13 protein-coding genes are annotated in these 17,428 nt (G+C 65.9%); 2 read left to right on the forward strand and 11 right to left on the reverse strand.

The genetic code is table 11. The annotated features are described in order from the left end of the window. Positions 1-80: 80 nt before the first annotated feature. The 5 genes from LPB260_RS04545 to LPB260_RS04565 all read right to left on the reverse strand — a co-directional run bounded on the left by LPB260_RS04545 (position 81) and on the right by LPB260_RS04565 (position 6,082). Entirely contained in the window at positions 81-914 is an 834-nt protein-coding gene (locus tag LPB260_RS04545; protein WP_256625495.1) for a CoA ester lyase, read from the reverse strand. A gap of 353 nt (positions 915-1,267) precedes the next feature. After that, the gene (locus tag LPB260_RS04550; protein ID WP_208707450.1) at positions 1,268-2,617 is read right to left on the reverse strand and encodes an MmgE/PrpD family protein; all 1,350 of its coding nucleotides are present in this window, start codon (positions 2,615-2,617) and stop codon (positions 1,268-1,270) included. Positions 2,618-2,627: 10 nt separating this feature from the next. Further along, positions 2,628-3,791: an acyl-CoA dehydrogenase family protein gene (locus LPB260_RS04555; protein ID WP_208707451.1), complete on the reverse strand. Its 1,164-nt coding sequence runs from the start codon at positions 3,789-3,791 to the stop codon at positions 2,628-2,630. 80 nt (positions 3,792-3,871) lie between these two features. Then, positions 3,872-4,699, reverse strand: a complete 828-nt coding sequence (locus LPB260_RS04560) for a MaoC family dehydratase N-terminal domain-containing protein (RefSeq protein ID WP_208707452.1) — start codon at positions 4,697-4,699, stop codon at positions 3,872-3,874. 438 nt (positions 4,700-5,137) lie between these two features. Next, positions 5,138-6,082: a LysR family transcriptional regulator gene (locus LPB260_RS04565; protein ID WP_208707453.1), complete on the reverse strand. Its 945-nt coding sequence runs from the start codon at positions 6,080-6,082 to the stop codon at positions 5,138-5,140. 281 nt (positions 6,083-6,363) lie between these two features. On the opposite strand from LPB260_RS04565, the gene LPB260_RS04570 reads away from it, so the two are divergent. Then, positions 6,364-7,584 (forward strand): OprD family porin, encoded by a 1,221-nt coding sequence (locus tag LPB260_RS04570; RefSeq protein ID WP_208707454.1) that lies wholly within the window; start codon positions 6,364-6,366, stop codon positions 7,582-7,584. Between the two features lie 150 nt (positions 7,585-7,734). Next, a complete protein-coding gene (locus tag LPB260_RS04575; protein ID WP_208707455.1) occupies positions 7,735-9,618 on the forward strand; it encodes a methyl-accepting chemotaxis protein in 1,884 nt (627 codons plus the stop codon). A 162-nt stretch (positions 9,619-9,780) separates the two neighbouring features. On the opposite strand, the gene LPB260_RS04580 is transcribed toward LPB260_RS04575, so the two are convergent. The 6 genes from LPB260_RS04580 to arsJ all read right to left on the reverse strand — a co-directional run bounded on the left by LPB260_RS04580 (position 9,781) and on the right by arsJ (position 17,347). Further along, entirely contained in the window at positions 9,781-11,799 is a 2,019-nt protein-coding gene (locus LPB260_RS04580) for a bifunctional diguanylate cyclase/phosphodiesterase (RefSeq protein ID WP_208707456.1), read from the reverse strand. Between the two features lie 20 nt (positions 11,800-11,819). Continuing rightward, complete coding sequence (locus LPB260_RS04585; protein WP_208707457.1) at positions 11,820-12,299, reverse strand: oxidoreductase; 480 nt, start codon at positions 12,297-12,299, stop codon at positions 11,820-11,822. A 272-nt stretch (positions 12,300-12,571) separates the two neighbouring features. After that, positions 12,572-13,858: a TRAP transporter large permease gene (locus LPB260_RS04590; RefSeq protein WP_208707458.1), complete on the reverse strand. Its 1,287-nt coding sequence runs from the start codon at positions 13,856-13,858 to the stop codon at positions 12,572-12,574. After that, complete coding sequence (locus LPB260_RS04595; RefSeq protein WP_208707459.1) at positions 13,855-14,472, reverse strand: TRAP transporter small permease subunit; 618 nt, start codon at positions 14,470-14,472, stop codon at positions 13,855-13,857. The genes LPB260_RS04590 and LPB260_RS04595 overlap by 4 nt, the downstream gene beginning before the upstream one ends. A gap of 83 nt (positions 14,473-14,555) precedes the next feature. Then, positions 14,556-15,497 (reverse strand): TRAP transporter substrate-binding protein, encoded by a 942-nt coding sequence (locus LPB260_RS04600; protein ID WP_218281504.1) that lies wholly within the window; start codon positions 15,495-15,497, stop codon positions 14,556-14,558. A 629-nt stretch (positions 15,498-16,126) separates the two neighbouring features. Next, positions 16,127-17,347, reverse strand: a complete 1,221-nt coding sequence (arsJ, locus tag LPB260_RS04605) for an organoarsenical effux MFS transporter ArsJ (RefSeq protein ID WP_208707461.1) — start codon at positions 17,345-17,347, stop codon at positions 16,127-16,129. Positions 17,348-17,428: the final 81 nt, after the last annotated feature.

The raw sequence follows: 17,428 nt of genomic DNA on the forward strand, positions 1-17,428 counted from the left end.
CCAATAGGGGTCTACAGGACTACCTACATTTACATAGCCACTCTGTACACCAGAAAACACGGGGGCGCGCGGCCCAGTCCTCAGTACGGGTTGCTGCCCGCCCGCTGGAGCAGCCTGCGGGCGCGCCCGATCACCGGCGCATCGACCATCTGTCCATCCACCACGAAGACCCCCGCGCCGCCGCTGCCGGCCTCCAGCACGCGGCGCGCCCAGGCCAGCTCTTCGGCGCCGGGCATCAGCGCCTGATGAACGACGGCGACCTGACTGGGATGGATGCACAGCAGGCCGCCGAAGCCCATGTCGCGGGCATCTCGGCTGGCCCGGTCGAGCCCCGTCTGGTCCTCGATCGCCGGGAACACGCTGTCCAGCGGGGCGGCCAGGTTGGCCGTGCGCGACTGCAGCAGGATGGCATAGCGCGCCTGGTCGAGAATCCGCTCGGCGGCGCCGGTGCCGCTGGCCAGGCCGAGGTCGAGCCCCAGGTCCAGGGCACCGAACGACAGGCGCTCGACACCTGGCGCCTGGGCGATCTGCGCCAACTGCAGCAGGCCCTCGCCGCTCTCGATGATCGGCCACACCGGTTTGCCGCTGGCCGCGGCCTGGGCGACCTGCGCGGCACTCTCCACCTTGGGCAGCAGCACGCCGATCACCCCGGGCTGGCGCTTGCACAGGGCGAGGTCCGCCGCCTGCTCGGGATGACCCGGGGCGTTGATGCGCACCAGCAGACGGGCATTCGGGTTGCACGTCAGAAAGGCCTCGAGATTGGCCCGCGCCTCGGCCTTCAGGCTTTCCTGCACGGCATCCTCGAGGTCGGCGATGACCACGTCGGCACCGCTGGCCAGCGCCTTGGGGATGCGCTCCGGACGCGTGGCGGGAACGAACAGGGCGGAACGAATCATCGGTTTAGGGGTATCCATGGCGTCATCTCATCAGCACAACAATGGGTTCGGTGAGGGGTGGCGAATCGCCGGGCACGCAACGGAGGACACTGCTGCGGTCAAGCGCAGGCTGCGGCCGGCCGCAGCGCCGCGGTCGTCCGGCCACGACCGCGGGAGTTAGATGGCCGAGTGGGCGGTCCCTGCGCATGGCGGCGGCGTGGCACCGTCGGACAGGCTATGCAGGGAACACCCCGGCCACTCGACCAAACGCGTGGACCGCGACCCAGCCAGGTAGCCGCCGCTGCGGCGGGCTGTCCGGGTCGTGGCAACAACAAGTCCTGACGGCTCGGGGCCGGCCAACCGCCCGACGCCTGCGCCAGCGAAGCGCGCACTCAGATCAGCAGGGCAACGTCCGGGGCCTCGCGCAGCGCCCAGGCGCGGGCGATCAGCTCGCCGGCCCGGTCGGCGCTGACGGCGCCGGAGAACGCGACCAGGCGGCGGAACTTGTCCTCCAGTTCCTGGCGACTGAGGCTGTTGCCCGGGTCGCCCTTGGCAGCGTCTATGGCGCCGCGCAGCTGACGGCCGTCGAGCGTGACGACATCGACCCGGCCCAGCCAGCGCTTCGGGTAGGCGCCGTCCACCTCGGCATCCAGCTGCATGCGCACCTTGCCGCTGAACGCCACGACCCGCGGGTCGCGGTAGGCATGCTGGGCGAACGCCTCGACCCCGGCCTGGCCGTGCACGGCGACCAGTCCCAGCACCGCGCCCATGGAGAACTTGGCCTGGTAGGCGTTCTGCGGCGCCGGCCATTTGAGCAGGTCGATAGCCCCCTGGTGGACGCGGGCGGTAACCGCGGCGATCTGCTCATGGCTCAGCCCCTCGCGCTGCATCAGGCTCAGCAGGGCGTCGGCCGCCGGATGGGTGTGCCGGCAGGACGCGTGGAACTTGAACGAGGTCTCGCTCAGCGCCCAGCGGCTGCCCAGACCATCGGTCAGGCGGCGCGGGTCGGCGTCGGTGGACATGGCCACGGCCATGCCCTGCTCGCCTTCGAGGATGTTCTGCGCGGCGGTCAGGCCCTCCGCGGTCAGGTAGGCGGCGAGCAGGCCATCGGCGGCGGCCTTGGCGATGTGCAGCTGCTTGGAATCCGCGGCGTCACGCAGGAACTGCCAGAGGCCGGCGGCCTGGGTGCCGGCACTGCCGAGCAGGTGGATGAACTGTTCGCGGTTGAAGCCCAGCAGCTTGCCGACCGCCACCGCGGCGGCCAGGGTGCCCACCGTGGCGGTGGTGTTGTAGATGCGGTAGTGGGAGCGACCGAGGAACTCGCCGATGCGGATGCCCGCCTCATAGCCGGCGACCACGGCCAGGATCAGTTCGCGCCCCGACCTGCCGAGGTCCTGCGCCGCGGCGACCGCGGCGGGAAACACCACCGCCCCGGCATGCAGCACCGCGCCGTTGTGCACATCGTCCTGCTCCAGCATGTGCGAACTGGCGCCGTTGACCAGAGCCGCGAAGTAGGCCGAACTGCGCTCGCCGTTGGCCAGGATCTGGCTGCGCCCGGTGGTGGGCCCGATCTGCCGGGCGTAACGCTCGAACAGCGGAATCGGGTGCATGCCCTGGCTGGCCAGCGCGCACCCGAGCCAGTCGAGGAACAGCGCCTCGCTGCGCTCGATCACCGCCTCCGGCAGGTCGTCGTAGCTCAGTGCCGAGAGGAACGCCGCCAGGGTCTGGGTACTGTTGCTCATGGCCGGCGCCTCAGAACGAACGCGGCAGCTCGAGCAGGTGCTCGGCCACGTAGGACAGGATGAGGTTGGTGGAGATCGGCGCGACCTGGTACAGGCGGGTCTCGCGGAACTTGCGCTCGACATCGTATTCGCAGGCGAAACCGAAGCCGCCGTGGGTCTGCAGGCAGGCATTGGCCGCCTCCCAGGACGCCTTGGCCGCCAGGTACTTGGCCATGTTGGCGCTGGCCCCGGCGTTCAGCCCGGCGTCGTATTCCTCGCAGGCGCGCCAGCGCATCAGGTCGGCCGCCTCGATCTCGATATGCGCCTCGGCAATCGGGAACTGCACCCCCTGGTTCTGGCCGATGGGCCGACCGAACACCACCCGGTCGCGGGCGTACTGGCTGGCCTTGTCGATGAACCAGCGGCCATCGCCGATGCACTCGGCGGCGATCAGCGTGCGCTCGGCATTGAGGCCGTCGAGGATGTAGCGGAAGCCCTTGCCCTCCTCGCCGATCAGGCTGTCGGCCGGCAGCTCCAGGTTGTCGAAGAACAGCTCGTTGGTCTCGTGGTTGACCATGTTGGCGATCGGCTGCACGGTCATGCCGTTGCCGATGGCCTCGCGCAGGTCGACCAGGAAGATCGACATGCCCTCGGACTTGCGCTGCACCTCGGCCAGCGGCGTGGTGCGCGCCAGCAGGATCATCAGGTCGGAATGCTGGATGCGCGAGATCCACACCTTCTGCCCGTTGATCACGTACTTGTCGCCACGCCTGACCGCGGTGGTCTTGATCTTGGTGGTGTCGGTGCCGGTGGTCGGCTCGGTCACGCCCATGGACTGCAGGCGCAGCTCGCCGGCGGCGATCTTCGGCAGGTAGTAGCGCTTCTGCTCTTCGCTGCCGTGACGCAGCAGGGTGAACATGTTGTACATCTGCCCGTGCACGGTGCCGGAGTTGCCGCCGCAGCGGTTGACCTCCTCGAGGATCACCGAGGCTTCCGCCAGGCCCAGGCCCGAACCGCCGTACTCGACCGGAATCATCGCCGCCAGCCAGCCGGCGCGGGTCAGCGCCTCGACGAAGGCTTCCGGAAAGCCCTTTTCTTCATCGACCTGGCGCCAGTAGGCCGCATCGAATTCGGCACACAGGGCGCGCACGCCCTCGCGGATGGCATTGAGTTCTTCGTTCTGGTTGGGGTTCATCACTTGGCTCTCAGGTCGGTGCAGGAGCGGCTCCTGCCTGCGATGGATGGGGCGAGGGCAGCGCACTCGCCTGCTGGAAATCAGTCGAAATGCACCTCGCCGCGGTGGGCCAGACCGCCTTGGTCACCGGCCCACAACTCGGCACTGTTGGCGCCGACCCTGCGGCCACCAACCGTGAACGGCTGCGGCGCAATCAGCGGGCGCACGCCGCGAAAGGCGAAGCGCCGCAGGCGCGCCTCGGGGTTGGCGCGACAGAAGGCGCGCAGATTCAGGGTGGCGATCAGCGGTCCCTGCACCACCATGCCCGGGTAGCCCTCGGCCTCGGTGACATAGGGCCAGTCGTAGTGGATGCGGTGGGCGTTGAAGGTCACCGCGGAGTAGCGGAACAACAGGGTCGGGCTGGGCGTCACGCGTTCCTGCCAGTCGCCGCCCAGCAGCGCCTCACCGCTGCCGAGCTTGGGCGGCGTCGGTTCGCGGTAGACGATGTCCTGCTCCTCGCGAATCGCCAGGTGGCCGTCCTGCAGGTAGTCGTGGCGCAGGGTGACAAACAGCAGGGCGCCGGTGCGACCGCGCTTCTCCTCGATATGGGTGATGGTCGACACCTTCCTGGCCTCGAGGCCGACCCTGAGCGGGGCGATGAACTCGAGGCGGCCACCGGCCCACATGCGGTTGCGGTTGTCCGCCGGCGGCAGGAACCCCCCGCGGGCCGGATGACCGTCCTCGCCGAGGCCGTCCTCGTCGGCCGGCTCCTGGAAAAATGCCCAGTGCCACAGCGGCGGCAACGGTTCTCCGTAGGCAGGCGTCGGCTCGCTCAGGGTCGCGGCGATGCGCCTGACCAGGTTGAGACTGAGCTGATCGCGGGACTCTTCGGTACGGCCGATCCAGGCGGAGAAAGCGGGGTCACTCATGGCGTTGGGTTCCGATCACATGCTGATGTGCAGGCTGTCGTGCGCACCGCGCCGATCAGGCCGATGCCCTTAACTTGGCAACATTTTTGTGGGGCCTCGGCGAACCAGTCCAACTAATAAATGCGTACGCAGGGGATAGAAAAATCCTGTGGCCCCCGCGCCAAGCCGCGTCGCCATGGGCCTGGAGCAGCAGGCCCAGCGACGCGCGGGACAGGCTCAGGGCATCGCTGGCGGCCCAGGCGGTGGGCCAGCGTCGGCCAGGCGAGGCATGGGAAAAGGCGCGGGTGACGGGCCTGGTTTCGATCAGGCTGCACGGGGGAATGAGGCGCTGTCCAGGACTTCAGCCCGCCAGCGGCGACGCCGCCAGGTACGGGAGGCACCGGCCTTGCGCCGGTGTCAGAGGGGAACGCGCCAGGCGCGTCTTGGGCAGGCCAGGACTCAGGTGGTCTCCTGATCCGGGTCGGGCACCAGGATGGAAATCATCCCTTCGCCCATCTGCGCTCCGTATTCGCAGAGCGCCTCACAGGCGAGCGCGACCATGTCCTCGTTCAGCTCGAGGCCCGGCCCGGTGTGCCAGGTCGCCACCAGCCCAAGCGGCGGCGGCAGCGGCAAGCCGTCGAGGGTCGCCAGCACGCCGCGGCGCAGATCCTCGCAGACCACCGCACCGGGCAGCAGGCCGACGCCGAAGCCGGTGCGAATCAGGTGGGTGATGGCCGCCACGGAACTCACGCAACTGATCCGCGGCGCGCTGACGTTCGCCGCGTGCAGCAGGCTGAGCGTATCGAGGTGCGGCCGGGAGTTCTTCGAGAAGGTGATGATGCGCTCCTTGCTCAGCTCGGCGATCGACGCATAGCCGCGGTGATACAGCGAGTCGGCCGGCACGATCCAGTGCACGGGAAAGTTCGCCAGTTCCAGGTTGCGCACGCTGTCGCTGCGAACCATGTCGATCTGGAAGCTGACATCCAGGTAGCCCTTCTGCAGCTGGTCGTTGAGGTTGCGCGTGGTGTCGACCGTCAGCTCGATCTCCAGCGCCGGGTAGCGCTCCATGACCTTGGCGATAAACGAACTCAGCCAGCTATTGATGACCACATCGATGGCGCCGATGCGGATGCTGCGCTGCACGTTGCCGCTGTCGCCTATCGACTGCTTGAGCTCCTGCGTGGTGTTGATCATGTGCTCGGCGTATTCGAGCACCTTCTGCCCGGCGGGCGTCAGCGATACGCCCTTGGAGTCCCGCAGAAACAGCCGGGTGCCCAGCTCGTCTTCCAGCGCGGCGATTCGACTGGAAACCGACGCCTGGGTGGTGAACATCTTTTCTGCGGTCAGGCGAAAGCTCTTCAGACGAGCCACCCACACCAGGGTCTCGAGAAATTTCAGGTTCACAGCCGTATCGAACCTCTCAGTGATTCAGGCCAGTCGAAAATGCAGGGCTAGCCGATCATACACCGGGGAAGTAGGCAGACCTACGCGCCTTTGCCGAGGCACGGGCCATAGCGTTTTCTTATCGGGGGGTGCTGTTTTTTATCGTTAGACGATGACGCCATCCCCTTCCAAGAATGCGCGAGGGAACGGGCAAGCCCACAAAAACAACAGGCATAGAAAATGCGCCTTGCCAAACAGTGGTGAACCACCGCCGCGCGTTTTTGCTTCCAGGAGTACCCCGCATGACACCTCGCAATCGCATGGCTGCACTGCTGATCCTCAGCAGCGGCCTTCCCGGGCTGGCCAACGCCGACTTCATCAGCGACAGCAAAGGCAGCCTCGAGCTGCGCAATTTCTATTTCAATCGCGATTTCCGCCAGGACAACTCCCGCGACAAGGCCGAGGAATGGGCGCAAGGCTTCATCCTGCGCATGGAGTCCGGCTATACCGAAGGCACGGTCGGTTTCGGCATCGATGCCATCGGCATGCTCGGGCTGAAGCTCGACTCCGGCGACGGCACCGCCGGCAGCGGACTGCTACCGGCCGACCGCTCGGGTGGTTCCCAGGACGAGTACTCGAAGCTCGGCCTGACCGGCAAGATCAAGTACTCCAACAGCACGCTGAAGCTGGGCGACCTGCATGTCCGCAACCCGGTGGTCCAGGCCTCCGATGCGCGACTGCTGCCAGGCCTGTTCCAGGGCGGCCTGCTGAATGTCCAGGAAGTCGAGAACCTGTCCCTGCAGGGTGGCCAGCTAAACCGTATCAAGGCGCTCAACTCCAGCGACTACACGGAGATGAGCGTACGGCGGATTGGCGGCAGCAGTGACTCCTTCACCTTCGCCGGCGCGGATTACAAGCTGACCCCCGAACTCACCGCCAGCCTCCACTACGGGCAACTGGAAGACATCTATTCGCAGTACGTCGCCGGCCTGACCTACCTGCGTCCCCTGGGCGACGGCCAATCCTTCAAGGCCGACCTGCGTTACGCCAAGAGCCAGGACGACGGCAATTTCCGCGACCTCGACAACCGGGCCTTCGGCGCCATGTTCACCTACACCCTGGGCGGCCACTCCTTCGGTGCCGGCTACCAGCGCATGAACGGTGACGACCCCTACCCGTCCATCGCCGGCACCGATGCCTATCTCGTCAACTCCGTGCAGATCAGCGACTTCGGCAACACCAACGAGCGCTCCTGGCAGGCACGCTATGACTACAACTTCGCCGCGATCGGCATCCCCGGCCTGACGTTCATGAGCCGCTACCTGTCCGGTGACAATATCCGTGTCGGCACGAGCAACAGCGGCAAGGAGTGGGAGCGCAACACCGACATCGGCTATGTGATTCAGGACGGCCCGCTGAAGAACCTCGGTATCAAGCTGCGCAACTCGACCCTGCGCACCACCTTTGGCGATGACCTCAACGAAGCCCGTTTGATCATGAGCTACACCCTGCCGCTCTGGTAAGGCACGCCACGGCCGGCGGCGACTGCGCCGTCGGTCCTTTCAATCATTCCGCCGACAGCCAATGGAACTGAAGATTCGGCGCTCGCCCTGCCCTAAAGCCCGCCGACTCTTCAGCCCCAGGCGTCCGTACTCGTGCGGTGAGGAGTCAGCATGCACCTCTCTCTTTCCTGGAAACATAAGTTCCACATCCTGATCGCGATCGCCCTGGCGAGCCTGGCCCTGATGGCCGCCTCGTCGTTCTGGGCCAGCCAGCGGCTGAACGACTCGTTTCACGCGCGCGAAGCCGCCACCAGCTACGCCAGTGACTCGTTCACCCTGATGAACGCCTGGCTCAAGCAGGGCGCCATGCGCAAGGCGCTGAGCGCCGACAATGCCGACGACTTTCAGCAGCGCCTGGCCGGCCTCGAGCAACTCGCCGAGCAACTCCTGGCTCAGGCCCAGGGGCTGGATCAGCCGGCCCTGACCGAGAGTGCCCAGGAGGTGCAGGCGCTGATGCACAAGGAAGCCGATCTGCAGCGCACCTGGCTGGCGCTGCGCCAACAGCTGGGCCTGAACCCCACCGAAGGCGTGCGCCAGGAACTGTCGGCCAGCGGCGAAGCGCTGGAGGACGTCAGCATCGGCCTGATCCAGCCGTTCATCGCCGCGGCCCTGAGCGGCCAACGCAACTACCTGGCGACCGCGGACCTCACGTACGCGCGCAGGACCGAGGCGGCCATTGCCGACATGCAGGCCAAGATCCAGGAGTTGAACTGGCAGGAGAACCAGATCGGTCAGGCGGTCACCAAGTACGCCGAGACATTCGCCCAGGCCCATGGCCTGATCCAGCAGATTCGCGGCTTCGACGCGCAACTCGAGCAGCTGGGGCAGCAGATCGAGCAGCATGCCGATGAACAGATCACCCTGCTGGAGGAAGGCCTCCTCACCAGCACGGCAAGACAGGCGCAGGAAGCGCGCAGCTCCTCGAGCCTGATGATGGGCATCACCTTCGCCGGCGTAGCGCTGTTCCTGCTGATCACCCTGAGCCAGGCCTCGCGAACGCTGCTGAGCCAGCTCGGCACGGTCACCCAGCTGCTTACCCGGGTCGCCTCCGGCGACCTCACCGGTAGCATGCCGGTAGGCCGCAACTCGAAGGATGAATTCAACCAGCTGGGCGAGGCGACCAACCGGATGATCCGCGGCATTGGGCAGATCGTCGGCCATGTCGTCGACACCAACCAGCAACTGGGTCAGTTGCACAGCTACCTGAACGACGCCATGCGCCACCTCGGCGAGAACAGTACCCAGGTGGAGATGCAGACCGAGCAGACCGCCTCGGCGTCCCAGCAGATCTCGGCAACCATCAACGAAATGGCGCAGCGCACCTCAGACGTCGGCACCGCCACCCAGTCGGCCTACGACTCGGCACGCAAGGGCACCGCGATCATTGGCGCCAGCGTCGAGCGCATGGGCCGCCTGTCGAAGCTGATCCAGGCAACCCACACGCAGGTCGAACAGCTCAATCGCGCCAGTGGCAAGGTGGCGGGGATCATCGATGTCATCAACAGCCTGGCCGACCAGACCAACCTGCTCGCGCTGAATGCGGCGATCGAGGCGGCCCGCGCCGGCGAAGCCGGTCGTGGCTTCTCGGTGGTGGCCGACGAGGTGCGCACGCTCGCCCAGAAAACCGTTTCGGCCACCACCGATATCGCGCGCATCGTCGGCGACTTCAAACAGCAGACGCGCAGCATGGACGAGCTGATGACCGACGGCCTGGCCCTGGCGGCGGAAAGCGAACAGCACGCCGGCCAGGTGGCCGAGGCCATACAAGATATCTCCTGCTCGATGGAACAGCTCACCGCGGAAATGAACCAGGTGGTGGTCGCCATCGAGGAGATCTCCTGCACCACCGAGGACATCGCCGACAAGATGGAGGAAATCAACCTGCACGTGGGCGGGACCAAGGATCTGCGCCTGACACTGGACCAGCACACCCAAGGCCTGTCGGCACAGGTCGAGGCCTTGAGCCGCAGTGCGCGGCAATTTCGCATCGCCTGAGTCCAGCGGGCGCGCAGGTCACCGCCCCTGGGGGCCTCGACTGTCGGCGCAGTGCCAGGCGCAGACAGAAGCGGGGCAATCGGCAGCGCTTCGCTGTGCGCTGCAAGCCCGCTCGATGCCGCCCCCCCGCTGTCAGCGCCTGAACCGGCTCGAGCCACTGGCTCAGGCGCCCAGCAGCAGCGCCCCGGGACCGATGGGGCGCATCTCGTTGTCCTCGCTCTCGGCCGCCAGGTTGGCCCGGATCAGCCTGGCGATCTGGGCGGCCGCCAGCGGTCGGCTGAAGAGATAGCCCTGGCCGTAGTCACAGCCATGGGCGCGCAGGAACACCAGCTGCTCCGGCGTTTCTATGCCCTCGGCCAGCACCTCGAGACCCAGGCTCCGGCCCAGGCTGATGACACTGCGGGCAATGGCCGCGGAGCGCGGCTTGCTGAGCGCATCCTGGACGAAACTGCGATCGAGCTTGAGCTTGCTAACCGGGAAGCGCTGCAGGTAGATCAGCGAGCAATAGCCCGTGCCGAAGTCGTCGACCGCCAGGCCCACACCCAGTTCGCGCAATGCCTGGGTCGCGGCAATCGCCAGGTCGACGTTGCGCATCAGCTGGGTTTCGGTCAGCTCCAGCTCCAGCAGCTCGGCCGGAAAGCCTGAGGCCTCCAGCGTCGCGCCGACCCGCTGGGCGAGCTCTGCTTGCTGGAACTGCAGCGCGGACAGGTTCACCGCCATCTTCAGCAGCGGCAGGCCCTGCTGGTGCCAGGCGATGGCCTGGGCACAGGCCGCCTGAATCACCCACTCGCCGATCGGCAGGATCAGGCCGTTCTCCTCGGCCAAGGGAATGAACTCGTCGGGGCCCAGCAGGCCACGGCTCGGGTGCTGCCAGCGCAGCAGGGCCTCGACGCCGAAGATCTGCCCCGTGGCGAGGCGAACCAGGGGCTGGTAATGCAGCACCAGCTGCCCGCGCTCGAGGGCAAAGTGCAGGTCGCGGTTCAACTCCAGCCGCGCCACACTGCCGACGTTCATCTCTGCCTGGTAGGCGTGGATGCTGTTGCGCCCGTTCGCCTTGGAGCTGTACATGGCGACATCGGCATTGAGCAGCAGCAGCTCCGCTTCCTCGCCATGCTCGGGATACAGGCTGACGCCGATACTGCCGGTGACCAGCAGCTCCTGCCCGGCCAGCAGGAAAGGCGTGCGCAATTGCCCGGCGACCCGGTTGGCGACGGCGTCGAGCACCGTGTTGTCGTCGCCGATGTTCTCGATCAACAGGACGAACTCGTCGCCGCTTATGCGCGCCACGGTATCGCCTTCGCGCACACAGGCGCCGAGGCGCTCGGCCACCGTCTTCAGCAGTTCGTCGCCGGCAGCATGACCGAGGCTGTCGTTCACCGCCTTGAAGCGGTCCAGGTCGAGGAACATCACCGCGAAGCGCCCGCCGGCGCGACGGCTGCGGCGGATAGCCTGGCCAAGCCGTTCCTGCAGCAACGCCCGGTTGGGCAGCGCCGTCAGGGGATCGTGGGCGGCCTGATGGGCGAGCTTGTGCGACTCCGCCTCGAGGGTCTTGGCCAGGGCCCTCGACTGTCGCAGCTGCAGGAAGAACAGCAGCAGCAGGGTCACGCCACTGACCGCCGGCGCGGCGATCACCCAGTCGCTCCGGGTGTGGGCAAGGTGCTTGAGAATCTGATCGTTGCGCACTTGCGCGTTCATCATGAACTGCTTGGTCAGGTCCAGGAACCTGACCCGCGGCGTGCGCAGCAACGACTGGATGTGGGCATAGGCGGGGTCATACCGGTCGGGCCTGAGGTTGGCGATCAGCGGCTCGATCGAATCGAGCATGATCGCGAGACTGTCGACCGCCGCGCGCACCTCGGCAGACTCCGCCAGCTCGCGGTTGGCCTCGCCGTGATAGAACACCGGCAGGCGGCTGACCAGCAGCTCGTAGTCCAGCTGCACGCTCTCCAGGCCGACGTCATAGACCGGATCATTCATCGCGTAGTGGCGCAGGCTGCGCATCAGCCGCTCGACGTCCTCATAGGTCTTGAACAGGGTGTGGGTATGGTGGGCGATGCGCAAACCGGCGAGGTTGTTGGCCTGGCCCAGGTCGCGATAGGAGAAGTACAGCGACGTCATGAAGACCACCAAGGCCAGCGCCAGACGCCACATCCCGCTTTGCTGCCACCAGTGCCTGAGCATGGGGCGCCGCCCGCCGGCCACTATTCGACGACCAGCTGGCGCAGCTGCCAGACCATCTTCTGGTCGGTTTCCAGGCCTGTCAGCTCGGGGTGGTCATCCTGGGGGAAGATGATCCACAGCGGCCCCTTGTCGCGGATGGCCATGTACTCGCCATTGCGCTTGTAGGCGATGATCACCGGATAGTCGGTCAGGTCCTTCACGCTCATGCGGATTTCGTAGTCGTTGAGCGCGAGCGCCCGCACGCTCGCACCCGGCTGCTCGACTGCCGCCAGCAGCAGACTGGCGCGCACCCCGGTGAAGCGTTGCAGACCGTCGGTCCAGGAGGTGTGGGTCAACAGGTTCGTGCTGTCCATGGCCTCGAGCGCGGCCAGGTCGTAGTCGACCGAAGTCCCGCCGGAGTCGGTGACCGTCAGCACAATGTGGTCCTGGCCGGCTGAGGCCTGGGTGACGACAACGAGAAGCGGGATCAGGAGAACGCGCAGGGCATTGCTAAGGGTCATCTTCTAGCTCCACGTTAATGGCTCGCGGGCCTGTGGGGGAGAGTCTGAAGTCGTCCGGGGTACCGGTCGCCGCGCGAACACCGCAGGCAAGACAGCCGGCGCTCGGTGAAGCATGGAGCCAGCCGGCGACGGCGACGGCCGCCCCTGCACAGGCTCGACAAGGGACATGGCTCAGATCGGAGAAGAACGGCTGCCTCCACAAGGGCTAACCCGTTCAGTCCGTGCCCGGCCGAGCAGCGACCCGCGGGCCACCGCTCGGCAGGCTAGGGGCGCTAGTTGGCAAAGACCGAAGGCATCCACAGGGCCAGGCCCGGGAATGCGGCGAGCAGGGCGACCATCAGGAAGAGCGCGACGACGAAGGGCATGCCGCCGAGAAATACCGCCTGCATCGAGCCGCTCTTGCGCAGGCTTTGCACGACGAACAGATTGAGCCCGACCGGCGGGGTGATCAGGGCGGTCTCGACCAGGACGATGATCACCACGCCCAGCCAGATCGGGTCGAAGCCCAGGGCGATCATGATGGGGGCGACGATGGGAATGGTGGTGATCATCATCGACAGGGTTTCCATGAAGCAGCCCAGCACCACATAGAAGATCACCACCACCAACAGCATCAGCATGGGTGACAGGTTGAGCCCGACAATGCTCTCGGTGATCGCGTTGGTCAGCCCGGTCGCCGACATGACGAAGTTGAGAAACGCCGCGCCGATGACGATGATCATGATCATCGCACTGGCGCGCATGGTGCCCTCCACCACCTCGCGCAGCATCTTGACGCTCAGGGTACGAAAGCAGGCGGCCAGTACCAGGGCGCCGACCACGCCCAGGGCGGCGGCCTCGGTTGGCGTGGCGATGCCGGCGTAGATCGACCCCACCACCAGCAGGAAGATACCGAGCGGCGGCGCCAGATCGACCAGCTTGCTCAGGCGCTCCGACCAGCTCGCCTGGATCCGTTGCCCGCCCCATTTCGGCTTGACCAGGCAGCACAGGATGATCATCAGCATGAACATGGCGGCCATCAACAGGCCCGGCACTATCCCCGCCAGATACAGCTTGGGCACCGAGGTGTTGGTCAGCACGCCATAGATCACCAGGTTGATGGACGGCGGAATCAGAATGCCCAGGGTGCCGCCGGCGGCGATGCTGCCGAGAAACAGCGGCTCGTTGTAGCCATAGCGCTTGATCTGCGGCAGCGCCACCGTGCCCACGGTGGCGGCCGTCGCCACGCTGGAACCGGACGTGGCGGAGAACAGCGTCGAGGCGCCGATATTGGCGTGCATCAGGCCACCTGGCAGCCAGGACAGCCACAGGCTCATGGCGCTGTACATGCGCTCGGCAAAGCCGGCCCGCAGCAGGATTTCGCCGAGCATGATGAACAGCGGAATGGCCACCAGCAGGAATTCGGTGCTGGAACTCCAGGTCAGCTCGCCGATGGCCCGAGTGAGCGGCAGCATGGAGTAGAGGGGGTCGAGAATCAGGCCCAGCACGCCCAGGGCGGCGGCAATCGGAATGCTCAGACCGATCAGTGTGAGCAGGATAATCAGTGCGACAGAAATCATACGGTTACTCCCCGAACATTACGCTCGCCCATGGCAACTTCAGTCGCCGCCTCTTCCTTCGCCGACTTGACTCCGCACAACTGTTTGACGGCTTCGACATCGCCGCAGATCAGGGCAATGGAAGCGCGCAGCAGCATCAAGGCGAGCACGATCGAGAACCAGGCCAGGCCGATCAGCCAGAGCCCTTGTGGCAGCCACAAAGGCGTCGCCAACGGGGTATTCGCCGCGGAGTTCTGCACCCAGGAACTCATGACGACGTCGTAGGCGTAATAGGTGAGGTGCACGGAAAATACGCCGAGCGCGACCAGCGCCAGCCAGTCCACCAGTGCGCTGATACGGATCGGCAGATATTGATAGAGCACGTCCACGCGAACGTTGGCACGCTCCAATGCGGTAAACGCCAGGGCCCAGCTGCTGCTGATGGCGAACGCATAGCCTGACAGTTCGTCGGCGCCACCGACGGTAATGCTGAACAGCCGGCGCAGACTGACATCGTAGGCAATCAGCAATACGCTGGCGATCGTCAAGCCGCCGCCGACCCAAACAGCGGCGCGCGACAGCAGGGCTGCCTTCGATATCAGGAACGAGATAAAGGCTAAATTACGGGAGAGCATGGCAGTATCCGAGGGCTGAACGCCCCGTATTTAGTTGGGCGAGGCTTCCCTGGGGAAACCTCGCGGCACGGCTTTACTGGGACTTACTTGTTGGCAGCGAGATTCAGCGTCTTGCCCACTGTGGCATTGAAGTCGGCCACACACTGGTCAGAGCAGCGCGCCGCCCACTTGCTCAATACGCCTTCGCGGATATTCAGCAGCAACTGACGATCCGCCTCGCTCGGCTGTACCAGGGTCATGGTGCCCTTGTCCGGATACGGGCAGCTCGCGGCGCCGGTATTGCAGGCGTAGCCTTCCTGGGTCTGACGTGCGGCGGCACTCCAGATGTTGTCGACCAAGTTGCTGATGCGGCCTTCCAGGAAGGTTTGAACCTTCGGATCGAGCTTGTCCCAGGCCTTCTGGTTGACCGCGTGGATCTGCTGGTTCCAGTTGATCGGCAGGGCGTACAGGTGGGTGGACACTTCGTACCACTTCGCCGAGTAGCCGGACAGCGACCCGGTGATGGCGCAATCGACAAGGTTGTTCTGCAGGGCCGGCACCACTTCGCCAAAGGACATGGTCACGCTGGTGCCCCCCAGTGCCTCGATGAAGTCCGCCTGAGTACGGCTGCTGGTGCGCACCCGCTTGCCCTTGATATCGGCCAGCCCCTGGATATCGGCATTGCAGAACAGCACCTGACCCGGGTAGGTCGAGATGCCCAGCAACTTGATGCCGGAATCGCCGCTGTAGTGCTTGGCGTAGACGGGCGAGAAGGCATCCGTCACGGCGCGAGCGGTATCGGCATCCGGCGACAAGCCAGCCAGGTCGATGGCCTCGTTGATCGGGTTGTCACTGGCGAAGTAGGCGAGCGTGGCAGTACCGAACTCGATCACACCTTGCGACATCAGGCGCATCATCTCCGGCCCTTTCAGGCCCATCTCGTTGTAGCCCTTGATGTCGGCGCTGATCTGGCCATTGGAGACGGCTGGAATTTCATTGCTCCAGAACGGCTTTTCGAAGTCGGCGTAAGCGGTGAGATTGCTCACGCCGCCGACCACCTGCAACTTGGTTTTGGGAAGGTCCTCTGCACTTGCAGAACCGATGATCATTGTACTGACGAGTGCAGCAATTATTGTTTTCATATTCAGTCCTATCCGGTGAGTAGGGGTCAGGCCAGCGCAGCGAGTCCCACCTCCCTCGAAGCGCCCATCTGGTTAGCTCTGGCGGTAATCAAACCTTCTCGATAACAACGGCATGCTCCGAGTCGTGATCCGGATAAACCCTCTGCAGCGCCTGGCGACTGCTTCGAGCATCCGCAGGTTCAGGCGTGCAGCGGCATCGCTGTCTGGAAAAAGCCCTGGGCAGATATCGTCCGGACTCTGTTCCGGCTGGCCCGGGCCAATGGGTCGACCTGGGACGACAGTTGCCGCTATCGCTGCCCGGAAGCGCCCGTGCAGCCGGCTTTTGTGCATTCTTGTGCCGAGGACTTGGCGCGTCCAACTAATAAAAACAAACGCGGGAGATAGGAAAATCCTGTTCCTGGCGAAGGCTCGCCGGCATTCGCGCGCCGGGTTCCAGAGGCGCAAACGGTGCTTCGCCGGGAGCGCCACAAAGCAAAAGGCCCAGGTAAAAACCTGGGCCTTGGCGCGTTCAGCGGCAGGTTGAGGGACGCGCCCTAGGCATCCGCGGCGTGACGAGGCAACCCGATGGAGATCAGCGCCGCCAGCAGCACGAAGGCCGAGGAGACCCACAGACAGGCCGGCAGGCCATGGGCCTGGTAGACCCAGCCGGAGAGCAGGGTGCCGAGCAGGCGGCCGAGGGCGTTGGACATGTAGTAGAAGCCGACGTCCAGCGACACCCCGTCCTCCCGCGCGTAGGAGACGATCAGGTAGCTGTGCAGCGAGGAGTTGACCGCGAACAGCGCGCCGAACAGCAGCAGGCCGCCGATCAGCACCGTCTGCGCCGGCCAGTCGCCGCCCAGGCCCAGGGCGATGGCAGCCGGCAGCCCGGCCAGGGCCAGGGCCCAGGCGCAGGCGGCGCGCCCATCCGGAACCTGCCCGCGGCGCTTGCCGGTGAGGGCCGGGGCCAGCGACTGGATCAGCCCATAGCCGATGATCCACAGGGCGAGAAAGCCGCCGACCTGCCAGAAGTCCCAGCCGAAGGTGGTCGCCAGGTACACCGGCAGGGCCACCACGAACCACACGTCGCGGGCGCCGAAGAGGAACAGCCGGGCCGCCGAGAGGCTGTTGATCGCCCGGCTCTTGGACAGCAGCTCGCGGAACTTCGGCTTGGCGCGCGCCTTGCCCAGGTCGCGGTGCAGGCTGAGCACGCTGCCCAGCCAGATCAGCGCCAGGGCACCAGCCATCAGCAGCAACGCGCCGCGAAAGCCGAGCAGCGCCAGCAAGGCGCCGCCGAGGAAGAAGCCGACGCCCTTGAGCGCGTTCTTCGACCCGGTGAGCAGCGCCACCCAGCGATACAGCCGGCCCTGTTCGCCATCGGCCACCAGCAATTTGATCGAGCTCTTGGCGCTCATCTTGTTGAGGTCCTTGGCGATCCCGGACAGGGCCTGGGCGGCCATCACCCAGGCGATGCCCAGCCAGGCTGTCGGCACCGTCAGCATGAGCAGGGCCAGCACCTGCAGGGCCAGGCCGATATGCATGGTGCGGTTCAGGCCCAGGCGCGCGCCGAGGTAGCCGCCGAGCAGGTTGGTGACCACGCCGAACAGCTCGTAGCCGAGGAACAGGGCGGCGATCTGCAACGGCGAATAGCCCAGGCTGTGGAAGTGCAGCACCACCAGCATGCGCAGGGCGCCGTCGGTGAGGGTGAAGGCCCAGTAGTTGGCGGTCACCAGCAGGTACTGGCGGACCTCGGGGGCCAGGCGGGACAAGGCGTGCATGGGTGAACCCCGGAAACGGATGAAGGGTGGAAATACCCGCGCAGCGACCAGGCGCGCGGATCGGGGCGGGAAAGGCCGCAG

The organism is Pseudomonas sp. LPB0260, assembly GCF_013388395.1.

Coding starts and splice junctions, on each gene's coding strand:
- LPB260_RS04545 (WP_256625495.1), bottom strand. CDS start 914: ATGGATACCCCTAAACCGATGATTCGTTCCGCCCTGTTCGTTCCCGCC.
- LPB260_RS04550 (WP_208707450.1), bottom strand. CDS start 2,617: ATGAGCAACAGTACCCAGACCCTGGCGGCGTTCCTCTCGGCACTGAGC.
- LPB260_RS04555 (WP_208707451.1), bottom strand. CDS start 3,791: ATGAACCCCAACCAGAACGAAGAACTCAATGCCATCCGCGAGGGCGTG.
- LPB260_RS04560 (WP_208707452.1), bottom strand. CDS start 4,699: ATGAGTGACCCCGCTTTCTCCGCCTGGATCGGCCGTACCGAAGAGTCC.
- LPB260_RS04570 (WP_208707454.1), top strand. CDS start 6,364: ATGACACCTCGCAATCGCATGGCTGCACTGCTGATCCTCAGCAGCGGC.
- LPB260_RS04575 (WP_208707455.1), top strand. CDS start 7,735: ATGCACCTCTCTCTTTCCTGGAAACATAAGTTCCACATCCTGATCGCG.
- LPB260_RS04580 (WP_208707456.1), bottom strand. CDS start 11,799: ATGCTCAGGCACTGGTGGCAGCAAAGCGGGATGTGGCGTCTGGCGCTG.
- LPB260_RS04585 (WP_208707457.1), bottom strand. CDS start 12,299: ATGACCCTTAGCAATGCCCTGCGCGTTCTCCTGATCCCGCTTCTCGTT.
- LPB260_RS04590 (WP_208707458.1), bottom strand. CDS start 13,858: ATGATTTCTGTCGCACTGATTATCCTGCTCACACTGATCGGTCTGAGC.
- LPB260_RS04595 (WP_208707459.1), bottom strand. CDS start 14,472: ATGCTCTCCCGTAATTTAGCCTTTATCTCGTTCCTGATATCGAAGGCA.
- arsJ (WP_208707461.1), bottom strand. CDS start 17,347: ATGCACGCCTTGTCCCGCCTGGCCCCCGAGGTCCGCCAGTACCTGCTG.